A 15,227-nucleotide genomic window follows, 5' to 3' on the forward strand; every position below is an offset into this window, starting at 1 on the left:
CGGATTTTTGTGTTATTCCGCAGCAACGTGTGGCAGCGGCATGCCGGCTTGCAGTGCGACGTTATAGATGATGGCGCCGACGGCTAAAACGCTGCCGAGGGCAAGGAGGATGTCGAGGTTGGTGCCAATTGGGTCGCCGTTTTCGATGTCTTTTTTGACGGAGCTTTTGGCAAGACCCCAGCTGGATTCAATGACTCCATCGGAAACGCGCTCGGAGCTGCGGTCGCGAAGAAATTCTGAGGATTGATTAGCAGTGCTGACAGAGCTGGTGGGTTGTTTGAGCAAGGTCCCGCTGAATGGAGATTCAGCCTGCCACTTGAGTAAGTCTTTGCGGATTTGGCTATCAGAGGCGGTGCTGCCGGTACCAAGGCCTTGGGCGGAGGCAACACCAGTAGAGACACCGGTGGATAAGGACAGGGCGGTTACTGCTGCCACGGCAGCGGCGATGATGCGCTTCATGAAAATCTTCCTGAGTAGGGCTGAAATAAACATGGTGGGTAGGGGCAATCAAGTGCCCCTACCCACGTAATCAGCACCCAGGAAAATCTGCAGCGCGAGCGGGCGTTATGCCCACTGTGGTGATTAAATTCGCCGACTTATCGGCGAATTTTAGATACGCCTTAGGCGTCTTCGCGCTCAAAACGCTCGCGCATATCGCGAACATATTCGCCAACTTCGGGGCCTTCGTATTCGCCCACGACATCGGCCACTTCACCCGCGGAGCGAATCTCGCCCTTATCAATCCACAGCGCGGTATTGCACAGCTGCGCGAGGAAGTCATTGGAGTGCGAGGCAAAGACCAAGATGCCGGAGCGTTTGACGAGCTCTTCCAAGCGCACGCGGGCTTTGGCCATAAAGGCGGCATCGACGGCGCCGATGCCTTCATCGAGAAGCAAGATTTCTGGCTCAATGGAGGTCACCACGCCCAAGGCTAGGCGCACGCGCATACCGGTGGAGTAGGTGCGCAGCGGCATGCCTAAGTAATCACCAAGTTCGGAAAACTCCGCGATTTCATCCATCTTGGCTTTCATTTGCTTGATGGTCTGGCCCAAAAATAGCCCGCGAATGATGATGTTGTCGTAGCCGGAGACCTCCGGGTCCATGCCCACGCCAAGGTCAAAGACCGGCGCCACACGGCCGCGTACATCAGACGAGCCGCGGGTGGGCTCATAGATATTGGACAACAAACGCAGCAAGGTGGACTTGCCGGCGCCGTTGTGGCCGACCAGCCCAACGCGGTCGCCTTCGCGCAGGTGTAGGTTGATGTTTTTTAGCGCCTCAACCACCACGACGTTGTCATCGTTTTTGCCAATGGCGCCGCCAGCGGAAGAAAGCATGGCTTTTTTCAGCGACCGGGACTTGGCATCAAAGATGGGAAAGTCCACGCACGCGTTATATGTATCGATAGAAACCATGGTTCTCCTTAAACCCAGTAGCTCACGCGGAAGCGCCATTGGCGCATCGCCAGCATGGCAACAAGTAGTCCAACTGCGGTAAATGCCAGCACAATCCACCAGTGGTAGGCCTCAATGGGCTCGCCAATTAGCGGTGAGCGCACAATCTCCAGGTAGTGGTACAGCGGGTTGATCTCCGCCAACCGCGCGCGGTCAGCAACCGCGCCACCTTGATCCGTCAGGGTCTTGGTCGTCCATACAATTGGGGTGACATAAAACAGCAATTGTGTCAGGGCTTCCAGCAAGGGGGCAACATCGCGGAAGCGCGTGGCCACCATACCGAAGAACATCGCTACCCACACGCCGTTGACGACCAACAGCAGCATACCTGGGATGACCAGGAAAAACTCCCAGCCCAGGCTGCGCGGGAAGATCACAATCAGCAGCAGCCAAATAATCAGGTTGTGGCCCAAAAACAGCGTTTGCCGCCACACCAGGCGGTAGACGTGCACTGATAAAGGCGCCGGCAACTGTTTAATCAAACCTTCGTTATCAATGAAGATCGTGGAGCCTTCCCGGATGGCACCGGAGATGAAATTCCACATAATCAAACCCACCGTCACGTGCGGCAGGAAGTCAGCCAGTGGAAGTTGAAAGAGCATCGAGTACAACAAACCCAATGCCAACGCCATCACACCGGTGGCGATGGTGATCCAAAAAGGACCCAAAATCGACCGGCGATAGCGCTGCTTGATGTCTTGCAGACCCAGCATAAGCCACAGTTCGTGCTGTTTAGCGCCCTGGAGGAGGTCTTTAAACGCCGCGCCGAAAGTCTTGGAATTAGACGGCGGTACGGTTTGACCCTCTGGAGTGCCCGTCATGCGCGCAATATCTGCGGCAAGTGTATTTTTATCTTGCTCCATGCCGAATACCCTAGTGCCAAGAGGCTCACTAGGTGGTTTTCACCCGCCCATAAACCCGTATAGAGTAGTGAGCGTCAAGAGCCAGCAGGAGGGAGAGCTTGACGTGGATGTTGCTAGCGTGCGCGGCCTTTATGCAGGGCTGTCTGACGGCTGGACATACCTAAATGCGCACGATACGCCACAGATCGCGGAGCAAGTCTCTGCAGGAGTAGCTCGAGCTTTTCGTATGTCGCCAGCTGTTGCGGCGATCGATGCCCCCAGTGGCTCGCATTCCGCTCCCGTGGTCGCGGGGCATTTAGAACGCGCGGATTTCATCACTACTGCGCGCCTGGCCATTGCGGATCTCACCGGTGCGCACCAAAGCGCTGTGGTTTTGGGTCCGAGTTTGCCCGTTTTATATTCCACGTTGGCATCCAACCTGGGTCCCTTGCTGCGCCGTAATTCGGCCGTGGTCTTGCAGCGTTTAGACTCGGCTTCTTTGGGTGATATTGACGCTACTATCCACTGGGCGCAGCCAGATTTGGGTACGGGGGAGTTGCCGGGCTTTCAGTTCAATGAGCTTGTCGATGGCACTACGAGGTTCGTTTCATTTACCGCCGCGCACACCACACTCGGGGCAGTGGCTCCAGTGGAAAAGATCACAGACATCGTACGGAACACATCGCGCGCATGGTCGCTTGTCGATGTCTCCGCGTTAGCCACCTACCGCTCCATCGATATCGATGAGCTCGGTGCAGATATCGTCGGTATTGATCTGGCCCAGCTGGGCGGCCCCGAAATCTCCGCGCTGGTCTTTCGCGATACCAGCATGTTCAAGCGGTTAAATATTCAACGCGAGGATTTAGAATCCCGGGTCTCTGCCGGTCTCGCCGGTGGCGTGGGGCCTTTGGTGGATCATTTGGCGCGCTTGGGTGACCCCGATGATGAGCTGCGGGGATCGCGTCGCACGCGGTTGCGCAATTCGATGGCGAAGGTTTCCGCGCATATGCGCCAGCTCAGTGATGAACTGTATTCCTTGATGGGCACGCTGCCTGCCGTGCACATTCTGGGTGTCACGGGTGAGGCTGCCGTGGGTGCACGCACCGATAACCGCATTCCGCGTCTGTCTTTCGCGGTGAAAAACGTTCCCGCCGAAACCGTGCACCAGCGCCTTTTCGGCAATGGCTTAGTCACGACATTGACGCCGCGTAGCGAGCTGCTTACGGAGATGGGTGTCGATGATATCGGCGGGGCAGTCACGGTGTCCCTGAGCCCGTTTAACACGGCTCAGGACATCGAGCACCTCGTTCGCGTGGTGGCCTCGCTGGCCTAGGACTAAGCAGGAGACTTAGTCCAACGGGTCGAGAACAATATCTTTATTGTTCTAGTACGAGCTTGCCGGTATGCGTGCTGTCCACCAAGTGCTTTAAAGCAGTGGAGGCTTGCGCCAGGGGCAGAACTTCATGGATGTGGTGTTTAACGCGACCATCTTCGAGCATCGGCCACACATTCTCGATCGTTTGGCGGACAATTTCTGCCTTGACCTCCAGCGAGCGGCGGCGCAGGGTCGTGCCGTGCAGGGAGATACCCTTCATCATCATCACGCCCATGTTGATCTCGGCCTTATTGCCGCCCTGCAAGCCAATGGTGACCATGCGGCCGCCTTCGGCGAGCGCGAACATATTCTTTTTCAAATAGGGCCCGCCCACGATATCGAGGATGACATCGCATTTATTTTTTAGCTCTTCGGCAAAGTCCTGCTCTTTGTAGTTGATCAGGATATCCGCGCCGTATTTCTGACATACCTCGAGCTTGCCCGCGGAACCCGCGGTAACCGCCACGGTGGCGCCTAGTGCTTTGGCAATCTGAGTGGCCATCAGGCCAATGCCGCCGCCACCGCCGTGAATCAGGATGGTCTCGCCTTTTTTCAGGCCGACTTCCATCACGATATTGGACCAGACGGTACATGCGGTTTCAACCACCGCTGCGGTCTCAGCGAAAGACCAGCCCTCTGGAATCGGCAGCAGCTGGCCTTCGGGAACCGCGACGTATTCGGCGTAGCCGCCGCCGACGAGCAGTGCTCCGACTTTCTCGCCTACACTCCGATCAGTATCGCCGGTATCGGCGATTTCACCAGCGCATTCCAGGCCAATGATTTCCGAGCCACCCTTTGGTGGTGGGTAGTTGCCCTGGGCTTGGGAGAGATCCGCGCGGTTTACACCTGAGGCCGCGACCTTTACTAAAACCTCGCCAGGTTGTAGCTGCGGCTTGGGTACTTCTTGGATTTCCAGCGCCTCTGGATCTCCTTCGGTGGTTTGGACGATTGCTTTCATCACATCAGTCATGTCTTCCACGCTAATCAAGTTTGAGCACTCAGGCACGCAGTTTTAGTCTTTAACATTCGATCGGGTAGTCTTTTTGTGTGCTTGAGATCAGACATTTCAATATGTGTGAATCTTTTTCATAGCGCACGGAGACGTGGCAGAGCGGCCGAATGCACTGGTCTTGAAAACCAGCGTGGGGAAACTCACCGAGGGTTCAAATCCCTCCGTCTCCGCCAAATTTTTGTGTGTCTCGAGACATCGTTCCGCATGGCGATGCTCGAGATTTCTTTTTGCGAATTGGGCACAGAAAAACAACACCGGTAGCAAAGCTTGTTTGTCGATGAAGACGAACAAGCTGCTACCGGTGAAGAAAGCCAGCCGGATCGTGGAAGATTACTTCTTCATCTTCCAGTCTTTGCCACAATCCTGGCAAAGGGCAGTCTTTACGTTCTTCGTCTTGGTTTTGTGGGTGCCTCTGGACTTTTTCCACACCAGGTTGGACATACCGAGGGTGCCCAACGCGGTCATGGTTCGTGCGGCGTTGTTCATGTTGCCGCCAAGGCCAGTGCCGTGAGAAGCGGTGCGAGTGCCTTGCTCTACGAAGCTAATCTGGACGTTTGCGCCATTGCAGCTAGGACAATTCATGAGAAAGTACCTTTTCAATTTTCACAGGGATAGGGAATACCCCGCTGACCAGCGGGAGTAACGATGAAGATAATACTGGACTTCTGCGAGGTTGGGAAGGTGATGTCCGTCCCTTTTTAATCCCGACTAAATTTTCCTATTGGGCTACTGCTTGTCCAGCCACGCATCAATGCCGCCACGCAGCGAGTAGATTCCTTCGGTGAACCCGCGCTGGTTTAATGCTTCGACCGCACGCGCCGAACGAATACCACCGGCGCAGTGCAGAACTACCGGGCGTGAGTGCTCTTGGGCCGGGGAAATCTCTTCGGGGGTTTCCCCGGCCATGATGCGTGAGAGCGGGAATTTTACAGTGCCGGGGATGGCGAACATTTCTACTTCATCCGGATTACGCACATCAATAACAAGAGCGTTTTCTGGTATCTCATCGACTTCGGCAACGGTGGGGACAGAGTCATCGGCAGCTGGCGGCTCTTCGAAAGCCTCGGCGCCCTGCGTTGGCCCGTGTTCGCGAACCTGTTGTACAACCTCGGGATTGCCAACGAGTGGAATGTACTCCCATATGCCTTCCAAGGCTGTGAAATACCCAATCTTGCCAATTAACGGGGTGCCTACGCCGGTGACGAGTTTCATGGCTTCGAGCGCCATAGCTGAACCGACCACACCCACGGTGGGGCCGAGCACGCCTGCTTGAGAGCACGACGGAACCGAACCAGGTGCCGGTGGGACAGGGAAGAGGTCTTCATAGATTGGGCCGTGATCGGCATAGAAAACAGTTAGCTGTGCATCGAATCCCAAAATGGATGCCCATACGTGCGGGATGCCCAGGACTGCGCAGGCCCATGACGCGTTATAGCGCGTGGCGAAGTTATCTGTGCCGTCTAAAACCACATTCGCGCCGCGTAAGTATTCAACGATGTTGTGTTCATCTAGGCGCTCTTCGACGACATCAATGGTGCTTTCCGGGTTCAGCGCCTGTAGCGTTTGACGTGCAGACTCTGCCTTATTCACGCCAATTTTCTCGGTGGAGTGAATGACTTGGCGGTGCAGGTTAGAGATATCGACGGTATCGGAATCGAAGATCGTGATTTTTCCAACGCCGGCGCCTGCCAAATACAACAGGGCAGGTGAACCGAGACCGCCGGCGCCGATGACGGCGACGTGGGCATCGCGAAGCTTATCTTGCGCTTCCCGCCCGAACCCGGCGAGCGATAACTGCCGGCGGTAGCGGGAGATTTCCTGCGGTGAAAACTCGGTCATTCTAATCCCACCCACTGGGTACCACCCGAGGACAATTCTTGTTCTTTCCAAATTGGAACTTCGGCCTTGACAGCATCGGCAAGCTGCGACGCCGCCTCAAATGCTTCGCGTCGGTGCGCGGCGGCGGCGATGACGGTAAAGGCTAAGTCACCGATATCCAGTGCTCCGGTGCGGTGTGCACACCACAGGCGAACGTGCGGGTGCTGCTTACTTATGCGTTCGGTGACCGCTTCAATTTCTTGCTGCGCCAACGGGTGAGAAGAATAGATTAATTTGCTCACGCCCTGGCCACCGTCATGATCACGGACCACGCCATCGAAGGTGACTACCGCGCCCATGGCATCGGTGATGACTTCCGCACGTGCTTTCTCCACGATATCTTCAATCGGTTCGGTCATCATCAGCGCTTGGATGACCTTGCCTGTTTGCGCATGGACATAATCCGGATCATGAGCTGGATCGTGATTAGTGGACATTATTTCCTTCCATCGTGTCGATGATGTGCCCCAAAATTCCTTCAAGCACCGCGCAACCATCTTTGACTCCACCAGTGGACCCAGGCAGCGTCATTACAAAAGTCTTATCTGTGACACCCGCGATACACCGCGACAGTGCTGCCGTGGGAACATTTTCTAAACCCTTATTCCAAAAGGCGACGGCGATTCCGGGCATTTCTGCACGAAGATGGCCTTTGACTGCTTCAACAGTGCGATCATCGGGAGTAATCCCCGTTCCACCTGAAGTTAATAAAACATCTGGAACATCACTTCCGGACAGTGCTTTATCCACCGCGGACTGGATATCAGCATCCGCGACAACTAGTGGCTCCGGGGTATCGAACCCCTGGCTGCGCAAAAACTCCACGGCAATGGGACCGGAGCGATCTTCGTATTCGCCCGTCGCAGCACGCGTTGATGCGACAATCACCATTCCGGTGCGTGACATAGGCTGTTACCTCTCAGTAGCAGGATTAGAGACGATAGATTTGTACAACACTGCCGGCTTCCAGCGCAGCACCTGCCGGGATGCGGATGAGATGCGTTGCTTCCACGGCTTGAGTGATCAAATGAGAGCCAGCTCCGCCGAGGATATGCGTCACCGTTGTGCCATCTGCTTGATATTCCACGCGGCCTCGGCGAAATTGTTCGCGACCAGCAATCCCCGTAACAGCAGCGCCCAACCTTGCCCAGGCATCTGGTGCAACATTCCCTAGTGCCGGCGCAACAAACAGCCGGAAGCTGACCAAGGTGGAGACCGGATTACCCGGCAAACAAATAACCGGCACGCCAGCAAATAACGCCATACCCTGCGGTCCACCTGGCTGCTGGTCAACATGGCCAAACCAAGCATGGGGATCCGCAGCTTCTAAAACCTGGCGCACGACTTCAAATTTGCCGGCACTAATACCACCAGAAGTCACCACAGCATCAGGTTCAAATTCCGCAACGGCAGCCGACAACGCCGACGCTAAAGCTTCCGGGTCATCATCAGTACGAATATGACCCACCACCTCAATGCCGGCGGCAGCTGCCAGCGCGCGCAACATCGGAGCGTTAGCATCCGGAATAGTGGCAGAGCTGGGATTAGTCTCAGTATTACTCGACTGGATTTCTGCACCACCGGTGCAGAGGAGGACGCGCGCCGGGCTGCGAACCTCTACCTCGGTGATAGATTGCCCCGCTAACGTAGCCACGGCTGCGGCACTAATGATTGTTCCGTCAGAAACAATGACACTGCCAGCGGCAACATCGGCTCCTTGTAAACGAATGAACTGATTCGGCTCGGTTGTGGGTACCTCAATGCGCTCACCAGGATTGAGAAACTCCGCCGGGGAAGTGTTCTCGATCGGAATGATGGCGGCGGCATCAGCGGGTACGGCAGCGCCCGTCATAATGGGTGCAGCCCGTCCATCTAATAAAGCTGGGGAATCTCCTGCGGCGATGGTGGCTGCGACAGTAAAGACACCACCATCTGCGTTCGGCACGGCGTAGCCGTCCATCTGGGAGTTATTAAACCGCGGGGAATCAAAGCGGGCGACGATATCCGATACCGTTACGTGCCCTAGGGATTGGTCAATCGGAATCTGCTGTGTTGTGCGTTGAACGTGATTGCCGATGAGCTGGCGAATCCGTTCCAGGTGAGATTCCGGGGAAGTCATAAATCCATTGTAGGATAAGAATCATGGTTGACGTGCACTTCTTCGCCGCGGCCCGGGACGCCGCAGGTTGTACCCACACCAACCTGGCAGGTACAGACGTCCCGGCAACGTTGGGCGATCTTTTACAGTTCCTATCCACCACTTTCACCGGCTCTACCGGCGCCGGAACCTCCATGGCGGATGTCCTTCAGCGCTGCTCTTTCCTCTTAGACGGCAAAACAGGAACGGCAGAGACACCACTTGCGGGTATCTCCCGCGTGGATGTACTCCCGCCTTTCGCCGGCGGATAAACCCTAAGCGCGGGCGCGCAGTGGGCTGGTGAAGAAATTAACGATTCCGGAGATGATCGCCAGCACAATCGCGCCCAGGATGGCGGGCCACAGCCCATCGATGTGAAAGCTCGAGTCCTGGAATCCCAGGAGGTTAAACAGCCATTCGGCAAGCATCAGCACAATTCCGTTGATGACAAGCGCAAACAATCCAAGCGTGATGCAGGTCAGCGGCAAGCCAACTACCCGTAGTACTGGTGCAACGACTGCGTTGACGATGACGAAGACGGCGGCCAGTACCAAGAAGGCCGTGAGTTCTTGGCCTGGTGCGGCGGTGAGATCAATGCCGGGGATAAATTCCACGACCACCCACAAACCGGCAGCAATGGCGATGACGTTGAGGACAAAATTCCACAGGGTGCTCATATAAGAAAAGTATAAGTGAGTTTTTACCTGAGAGCCGAAAGCCCCAAAACCCCAGTTGAGAAACCTGCTCCAAGAACAGTTCACGCTTTGTGCCACCTTATTTGGCCGATAAGGGAAGCGGAAGGTAAGCTAAAATTCGCCTGTTTATAGGCAATCTAGGAGACGTGCCAGAGCGGCCGAATGGGGCTCACTGCTAATGAGTTGCCCTTCCAACGGAGGGCCGGAGGTTCAAATCCTCTCGTCTCCGCATAGTTTGAAACCCCCTGTTAACGCAGGGGGTTTCACTTTTTCCACAGCTAGCTTGAATTCTTCGCGCCTAGCTTATTTGGGGTTGTTAGCTGTTATGCCTTTAGATGGCGCATCGCGAGCTAATGATTAAGTTAGTAGTTCTTCTTGGGCCTAGTAATGTGCTTAAACTAACCTGCGCTTTTACTAGGTCTTCAATCCGTGGCTATTACTATTCACCAAGAATTTAAGATTGGTCCTGAGAGGCGCTGTAGGGAGTGAAATGGCTCTATCGAAATGTCGCGAACATTGTTAGTTATATCTGTGGTTTTGCCGAGTAATTCACAAAACTGAATTTTCCGTAACGAACAAAGCTTGCATATCGATTGCGAGAACTCTAGTATGTGTTTATACGAAAAGTCACGTTGAATACTGATGGGCAGCTTGGGTTCAGATCTCGAAATTGCCTGTATAGTATTCACCGCCTTATTTGGGCTCAATTTTTGAAAACGTAGCCTTGCATGGGGTTTGCCCGAGAGGGCTCGTTGGTTAGCCCCATATTGGGGTGATTCGGCGTTTGGTGGAACGTCGGTCTTTTTTTCGAGCTCAGCATGTAGTTCCTAGTGAGACCAGATTTCTCGAGATTTTGCATAGATTTCATTCTGTGAATATTGCGCGATGATTCAGCCCGATCTTGCAACTGGGGCACAAGTTAGTGAATACTTCTAGGAAAGAGTTCGTAACGGGCGAGCTCACACTGACTGAAAGGAACAATTATGTTCTCTGATATCATCACCGCTCTGGGCACCGCTTTCTCCCAGGTTGTAAACCTCGTTTCCGGCGTCTTCGGTGGCGGCTTCGACGCAATCTCCGAGCTGTCCTCCGGCCTGTTCTAATAAGGCTGAATCTTAGCCCCGTCTTCCTGCTTTAAGGTTGGCTTAAAGGGGCGGATTTATAGGCAGTGTCCCCACACCCAAGGTGTGGGGACACTGCCTTTTTGCTTGGCTTAGACAAAGGCAGGGCCTAAGGGCTAAGGGAACAAAAACGTGTCTATCGGCGTGTCGGGTTAGGTGCCGATCCAGCCTTTTTGGATGCCGAGGTTGTGGCTGTATTCGGTTGAGATAGCGTTGTCGTAGAGGGCTGGTCTTCCTGTTTCTTGGTTGGCTTGGTTCTCGTTGTGGGTCGTGGCGTTTACCTTGGACAGTGCGTCACGGCCCCAATTGCATTCTTTGGCTATTTCTTGTGGGTCTTTCGGGCGATGTGTGCGCAGGTATAGCCACCAGTCGATGGTTTTGCGTTGTCGTTCACCGCTTCTTCCTCGGTGGAGTCTGGCGTGTTGTTTGAGTGGGGAGTTAAATCCGCCTTCCAGGCTGTTGGTGGTGCAGGCCCACTTAATATCGGGGTCAGCCGGATTCTGTGGTGGGTTGAGGTAGGTAAATAGCCATTGTTTACGGTCGAGGTTTTCGAGACTGTAATAGGCTTTACGCACTCGAAGGTGGGTAAATTCTCTTTTCCCGGTGATGATCGACAAGGTCTTTTCGTTGAGGTAGTCCTTGTATGTCACATAGAAGTTGTGCAGTTGTGCCGACCATTGAGCTGCTTGGTCCAGGTCGGTAATTCGGCTGAGTGTGCGTGCCAGGCGGTAGATGTCTTGTCCGGCGTTGGTGCGTGGTTGTGAGGTGACATAGCGGCGTACGACGCGTTGGGCGTGGACGAGGCAGCGTTGGATGCGTGTGCTGGGCCAGTCTTTTTTGATGGCGCTGTAGGCACCGCGTCCACCGTCTAAGCAAACCATCAGGGGTGCGGGGATCGGTTGGAGCAGCCTGAGGTAGTCATGGGTGTTTTCTTCTTTCGCCCAAACCCAGTTGACGATGTGGTTTTTCGTGGAGGCAATTAGTAGACAACCGGCAGAGAGGTGGGTTCCGTCGATAAATAGTTGGTCGAAGATGCGGTGGGGATCGACTGGGTCTGGGGTGGGGATGTACCAGAAGGTGCGAAACCGGGTGCTGAGGTAGCGGCGTGATATTCCCATGTCACAGGCGATGGTGTCCATGGATTGTTGGCCTGTGACATGGGTGATGAAGCGTTTAAAGTCCGCAGCGAGTCGCTTATCGCGGCGTTGTTTCGTGGTGCTAGCGCCGCAGGTTGTGGATTTACAGCGCCAGCGTTGTGTGCCTTTGGAGGTAAATCCATTGCGTTTCATCAGCTCATGGCAGACCGGGCATAGTGGATGGTTTTTCGTCATTCCACCAGCAGATAACGGCAGGTAACACAGGTTTGGTACTGATCCCGGTATTGACCGAGATTGAGCTGTTTATAACACTGAAAAGATTACATACCTACGCTTTATTAGAGACAACCTGGGGATATATCAGGATCCTGGACACACTTCTGTTCCCTTAGCCCGGGCCTAAGGGGGGAAGTAAGGGCAACGTAAATGAGGTGTGGTTTGCGCTTCACGGCGTAGCCGCTGGAAGTGCCAGGGATTTATTAAGTTTTGTCACCATAATTGATCTCGTTTTTGAAAAATAATCACGATAAATCTAGTGCAAGTGCAGTCAGGTGATGATGAAGTCGAATTTCTGCATTTTTGCTGACGACAGTAAGTGCTATAGTATGATGAATAGCTGAGCTCGCCGACTGGCTAGCTTAAATCACACGAAAGGATCTCATCATGATCGAGACACTTATTGACTCTCTTGCAACCGCATTCGGCCAGGTTGTTGACCTCGTTAGCAGCTTCTTCGTTGGTCCTGACGCAGAAGGCGGCGTTTTCGGTGCTTTCAGCGACCTGTCCTCCAAGCTCTTCACCGAGGGTGAGTAATAGTCCTGCTCTCCTGATCTAAGGGCAGCCCCACGGGGCTAGAGTTTTAAGCGACGCTGCCGCCATCTAGAAAGATGGCGGCAGCGTCGCTTTCTGCATATCCATAGTCGGGGAATTATAGCGGCTGTGGAAGCACTTTCTAAGACACCGGGAATGGAACGTAGAAAACCATGTGACGCTTGTGTTCGGACGTTGAAATTGCAGATTGGTTAGGCCACTGAAGTGCTTGCGTTTTAGAATCTTTGATGGGTGAATTAAAAAGTTAAATGTTCCATGCGTGGTTCGGTAGCATCATCCATGCCGAGTTATATCGATACAGGGGTTTCAAGGGCTCACGACGAAGCTATCGGCTAGATCTAATTTCGTGAGAAGAAACGGAACTCAAGTTGCCTGGGGAGCGGTGTAGGTTACGAATCTTACGGGTTCTCGAATGGAACTAGCTAACACCGGGCTAACTACTGCGACGGGCTGGGAAACTAAGATCCTTGGTTCGGGAATGTTCCCTCGGTGCCGAGTTGGTTGGTGGCTTCGTCCCAGAAGAAGGTGACGGTGGCGGTGTAGTTGGGGGATTCGGCGTTGGAGCCGCCGGCATCGTCAAGCGCTTCCCAGTCTTTGTAGGTGACTACGAGGGCGTTGCCTTTGTCTTCGATGTTCATCGCTTGTTGCGGGTAGGTGGAATCAATGCCGATGTACTCGCCGTGGTGGAAGAACAGGATCTGGGTGCCGAACTGAGAGTTACCTTGGGGCCGTTGGACTAACAGTGCGTAGCTTAAATCAGCGCAGGGGTCGTAATTGCTGTCGCCTTCGTAGACCCAGGCGGTGTTGGGAGCACTTGGTGGTTCCAACGTGGAGATGGGCGCGGTGATGGCGTCGCTGGAGGGGGAGATGCCGCAATCCGCGGGAGGTGGCGTGGTTGCAGGGGGTTCTGTGGTTGCTTCGCCGTCATTGCCGGGGGCGGGGGACTCGGTGGTCTGAGGGGGTTCGTCGGCCGGGGCGGTGACGGTAGAGGTGACGGTGGTTGGGTTGGCCTCTTGGGCGGAGTCCTCAGTGCCTGAGCATGATGTCAGGGCGAGTGAGGTTAAAGCTGCGGCTATGACGGGAAGTGCGCGGCGCATTGTGGGCGCTCCTTAGTGCGTGGGCAGTAGTAATTGATCGTACTGCGTCTTATCCCGTGTGTGAATAGGCGATTTTAGGATTGTTTCGGGCCAGCGTGCGATTTTAGTTTCGGATTGCTAGTTAAATTGCCCGTTATAGTGCGTATATGACTTTCGGCAATTAATTATCAGGCAGTCTAAGCTAGGTAGGGCTGAAGAAAAGTTTTCCACATCTCGTAAAAGTTGCGGGCGGCAATTGATGGCTGCCTGACGATGACGCAGGAATGATGTGGTCCATGGAGGTGCACATGAGCGATACGACTGAACAGTCTATGGATGTCTTAGATGATTGGCTGAAGACTGAAAAGGGCATCGACCCGAAAGATGCGCCTCGATTGCAAAAGCTGCTGGCGGAGACGCCGCTCCAAGAGGTCATCGCGCTCGTGGAGCGCCACAACGCGGTGCGCGCAGCCTTAGCATTGCGGCTTTTGCCGCGGCAGCGCTCCATTGAGGTCTTTGACGCGTTGGACTCCGCGCACCAGGCAGACCTCATTGACGAGCTGGGTAATGCGGAAGTCTTTGAATTCTTCGATGAACTAGACCCTGATGACCGAGTGTCACTGCTTGATGAGTTGCCCGCGGAAATTGCTGACCGATTGCTGCGTTCTTTGGATAAGGATGAGCGCGACGTCACGGGCGTGGTCCTGGGGTACCCGAAGGGAAGCATCGGTAGGCGAATGAGCCCGCAGGTGCCGCAGATTTACCCCGAGATGACTGTCGTCGAAGCCTTGGCGCGGGTCCGCGAGACTGCGGATGAGCTAGAAACCATCTACACCTTGCCGGTTACGCGCAAAGACCGCCGGTTAGTGGGAGTTATTTCTTTCCGCACCTTGTTCACTGCGCGCGGAAACCGATTGGTTGAAGACTTAATGAGCGACCCAGTCTTTGCCTATGCACACGATGACGCAGAAGAGACCGCCCGCTGGTTCATGCCGTTGGACTTTCTTGCTATGCCGATCGTGGATGAATCCCGTCGGCTCGTGGGAATTTTGATGTGGGATGACGCAGCGGACATCCTAGAGGAAGAAGACACTGAGGACTCGGCGCGCTCTGGCGGTACGGAAGCACTGCAGCAGCCTTATATGTCCACGCCGCTGTTGAAGTTAGTGCGCTCGCGCATCGTTTGGCTTCTAGTTCTTGCTGTCTCGGCACTGCTGACAGTAAAAGTATTGGATAGCTTTGAAGATACACTCGCCGCAGCCGTGGTGCTTTCGCTGTTTATCCCCTTGCTAACGGGTACTGGCGGCAACACTGGCAACCAGGCTGCAACTACCGTCACGCGTGCTTTAGCGCTCGGTGACGTTCGCTCCAAAGACTTCATTCAAGTGCTCTGGCGCGAGCTGCGCGTGGGCCTAGTTCTGGGCAGTATGCTCGGTGCCTTGGGCTTTATTCTGGCCACCTTTGTCTACGGCCTAGACATTGGCATCGTAATCGGACTGACCCTACTGTTGATCTGTACGATGTCAGCAACGGTTGGCGGACTGATGCCGATTTTGGCTAAGACTATCGGCGCCGACCCAGCAGTATTCTCTAATCCCTTTATCTCGACCTTCTGTGACGCAACGGGACTCATCATCTACTTCCTCATTGCAACCTCGGTGCTAGGTTTGTAAAGGTCTGTATTAGCAAAAACACTCAAATTCCCTAAA

The 15,227-nt window shown here is 54.5% G+C and carries 16 protein-coding genes and 2 tRNA genes; 6 read left to right on the top strand and 12 right to left on the bottom strand.

Translation table 11 applies throughout. The features are described from left to right. Nucleotides 1-12: 12 nt before the first annotated feature. The 3 genes from CAMM_RS01110 to wzm form a co-directional block, all read right to left on the bottom strand. On the bottom strand, nt 13-459 hold the full coding sequence (locus CAMM_RS01110) for an XRE family transcriptional regulator (RefSeq protein ID WP_147581021.1): 447 nt from the start codon (nt 457-459) through the stop codon (nt 13-15). A gap of 161 nt (nt 460-620) precedes the next feature. Next, on the bottom strand, nt 621-1,415 hold the full coding sequence (gene wzt, locus CAMM_RS01115) for a galactan export ABC transporter ATP-binding subunit Wzt/RfbE (protein ID WP_003849759.1): 795 nt from the start codon (nt 1,413-1,415) through the stop codon (nt 621-623). A gap of 8 nt (nt 1,416-1,423) precedes the next feature. Then, complete coding sequence (wzm, locus tag CAMM_RS01120; protein ID WP_003849757.1) at nt 1,424-2,317, bottom strand: galactan export ABC transporter permease subunit Wzm/RfbD; 894 nt, start codon at nt 2,315-2,317, stop codon at nt 1,424-1,426. 103 nt (nt 2,318-2,420) lie between these two features. Between wzm and CAMM_RS01125 the strand changes: the two genes are divergently transcribed. After that, on the top strand, nt 2,421-3,629 hold the full coding sequence (locus tag CAMM_RS01125) for an aminotransferase class V-fold PLP-dependent enzyme (protein WP_040356484.1): 1,209 nt from the start codon (nt 2,421-2,423) through the stop codon (nt 3,627-3,629). A gap of 43 nt (nt 3,630-3,672) precedes the next feature. Here the strand turns inward: CAMM_RS01125 and CAMM_RS01130 are convergent, their stop codons facing one another. Beyond that, nucleotides 3,673-4,641: an NAD(P)H-quinone oxidoreductase gene (locus CAMM_RS01130; RefSeq protein ID WP_232051018.1), complete on the bottom strand. Its 969-nt coding sequence runs from the start codon at nt 4,639-4,641 to the stop codon at nt 3,673-3,675. Between the two features lie 127 nt (nt 4,642-4,768). Here CAMM_RS01130 and CAMM_RS01135 point away from each other — a divergent pair. Further along, nucleotides 4,769-4,856 (top strand) — tRNA-Ser (locus CAMM_RS01135). A gap of 157 nt (nt 4,857-5,013) precedes the next feature. On the opposite strand, the gene CAMM_RS01140 is transcribed toward CAMM_RS01135, so the two are convergent. The 5 genes from CAMM_RS01140 to CAMM_RS01160 form a co-directional block, all read right to left on the bottom strand. Then, nucleotides 5,014-5,265, bottom strand: a complete 252-nt coding sequence (locus tag CAMM_RS01140) for a hypothetical protein (RefSeq protein WP_040356393.1) — start codon at nt 5,263-5,265, stop codon at nt 5,014-5,016. Between the two features lie 144 nt (nt 5,266-5,409). Continuing rightward, nucleotides 5,410-6,522, bottom strand: coding sequence for a ThiF family adenylyltransferase (locus CAMM_RS01145; RefSeq protein ID WP_003849749.1), 1,113 nt, complete (start codon nt 6,520-6,522; stop codon nt 5,410-5,412). After that, complete coding sequence (locus tag CAMM_RS01150) at nt 6,519-6,998, bottom strand: molybdenum cofactor biosynthesis protein MoaE (protein ID WP_003849747.1); 480 nt, start codon at nt 6,996-6,998, stop codon at nt 6,519-6,521. Before CAMM_RS01150 ends, CAMM_RS01145 begins: the two co-directional genes overlap by 4 nt. Continuing rightward, a complete protein-coding gene (locus CAMM_RS01155) occupies nt 6,988-7,467 on the bottom strand; it encodes a MogA/MoaB family molybdenum cofactor biosynthesis protein (RefSeq protein WP_040356391.1) in 480 nt (159 codons plus the stop codon). The genes CAMM_RS01150 and CAMM_RS01155 overlap by 11 nt, the downstream gene beginning before the upstream one ends. A gap of 25 nt (nt 7,468-7,492) precedes the next feature. After that, nucleotides 7,493-8,680, bottom strand: coding sequence for a molybdopterin molybdotransferase MoeA (locus CAMM_RS01160; protein ID WP_003849743.1), 1,188 nt, complete (start codon nt 8,678-8,680; stop codon nt 7,493-7,495). A gap of 23 nt (nt 8,681-8,703) precedes the next feature. On the opposite strand from CAMM_RS01160, the gene CAMM_RS01165 reads away from it, so the two are divergent. Then, complete coding sequence (locus CAMM_RS01165; RefSeq protein ID WP_003849742.1) at nt 8,704-8,970, top strand: MoaD/ThiS family protein; 267 nt, start codon at nt 8,704-8,706, stop codon at nt 8,968-8,970. A 3-nt stretch (nt 8,971-8,973) separates the two neighbouring features. Here the strand turns inward: CAMM_RS01165 and CAMM_RS01170 are convergent, their stop codons facing one another. Next, on the bottom strand, nt 8,974-9,375 hold the full coding sequence (locus CAMM_RS01170) for a phage holin family protein (protein ID WP_003849741.1): 402 nt from the start codon (nt 9,373-9,375) through the stop codon (nt 8,974-8,976). Nucleotides 9,376-9,533: 158 nt separating this feature from the next. Between CAMM_RS01170 and CAMM_RS01175 the strand changes: the two genes are divergently transcribed. Next, nucleotides 9,534-9,622: transfer RNA gene (locus CAMM_RS01175), tRNA-Ser, on the top strand. Nucleotides 9,623-10,666: 1,044 nt separating this feature from the next. On the opposite strand, the gene CAMM_RS01180 is transcribed toward CAMM_RS01175, so the two are convergent. Then, nucleotides 10,667-11,845, bottom strand: a complete 1,179-nt coding sequence (locus tag CAMM_RS01180; protein WP_040355768.1) for an IS256-like element ISCoam1 family transposase — start codon at nt 11,843-11,845, stop codon at nt 10,667-10,669. Nucleotides 11,846-12,274: 429 nt separating this feature from the next. On the opposite strand from CAMM_RS01180, the gene CAMM_RS12820 reads away from it, so the two are divergent. Beyond that, nucleotides 12,275-12,424 (top strand): hypothetical protein, encoded by a 150-nt coding sequence (locus CAMM_RS12820; RefSeq protein WP_003846008.1) that lies wholly within the window; start codon nt 12,275-12,277, stop codon nt 12,422-12,424. A 476-nt stretch (nt 12,425-12,900) separates the two neighbouring features. On the opposite strand, the gene CAMM_RS01185 is transcribed toward CAMM_RS12820, so the two are convergent. After that, on the bottom strand, nt 12,901-13,539 hold the full coding sequence (locus CAMM_RS01185; RefSeq protein ID WP_003846010.1) for an LppP/LprE family lipoprotein: 639 nt from the start codon (nt 13,537-13,539) through the stop codon (nt 12,901-12,903). A gap of 287 nt (nt 13,540-13,826) precedes the next feature. Between CAMM_RS01185 and mgtE the strand changes: the two genes are divergently transcribed. Then, nucleotides 13,827-15,191, top strand: coding sequence for a magnesium transporter (gene mgtE / locus CAMM_RS01190; RefSeq protein ID WP_040354797.1), 1,365 nt, complete (start codon nt 13,827-13,829; stop codon nt 15,189-15,191). Nucleotides 15,192-15,227: the final 36 nt, after the last annotated feature.

The sequence above is a fragment of the Corynebacterium ammoniagenes DSM 20306 genome (genome assembly GCF_001941425.1).
GTDB classification, from domain to species: Bacteria; Actinomycetota; Actinomycetes; order Mycobacteriales; family Mycobacteriaceae; genus Corynebacterium; species Corynebacterium ammoniagenes.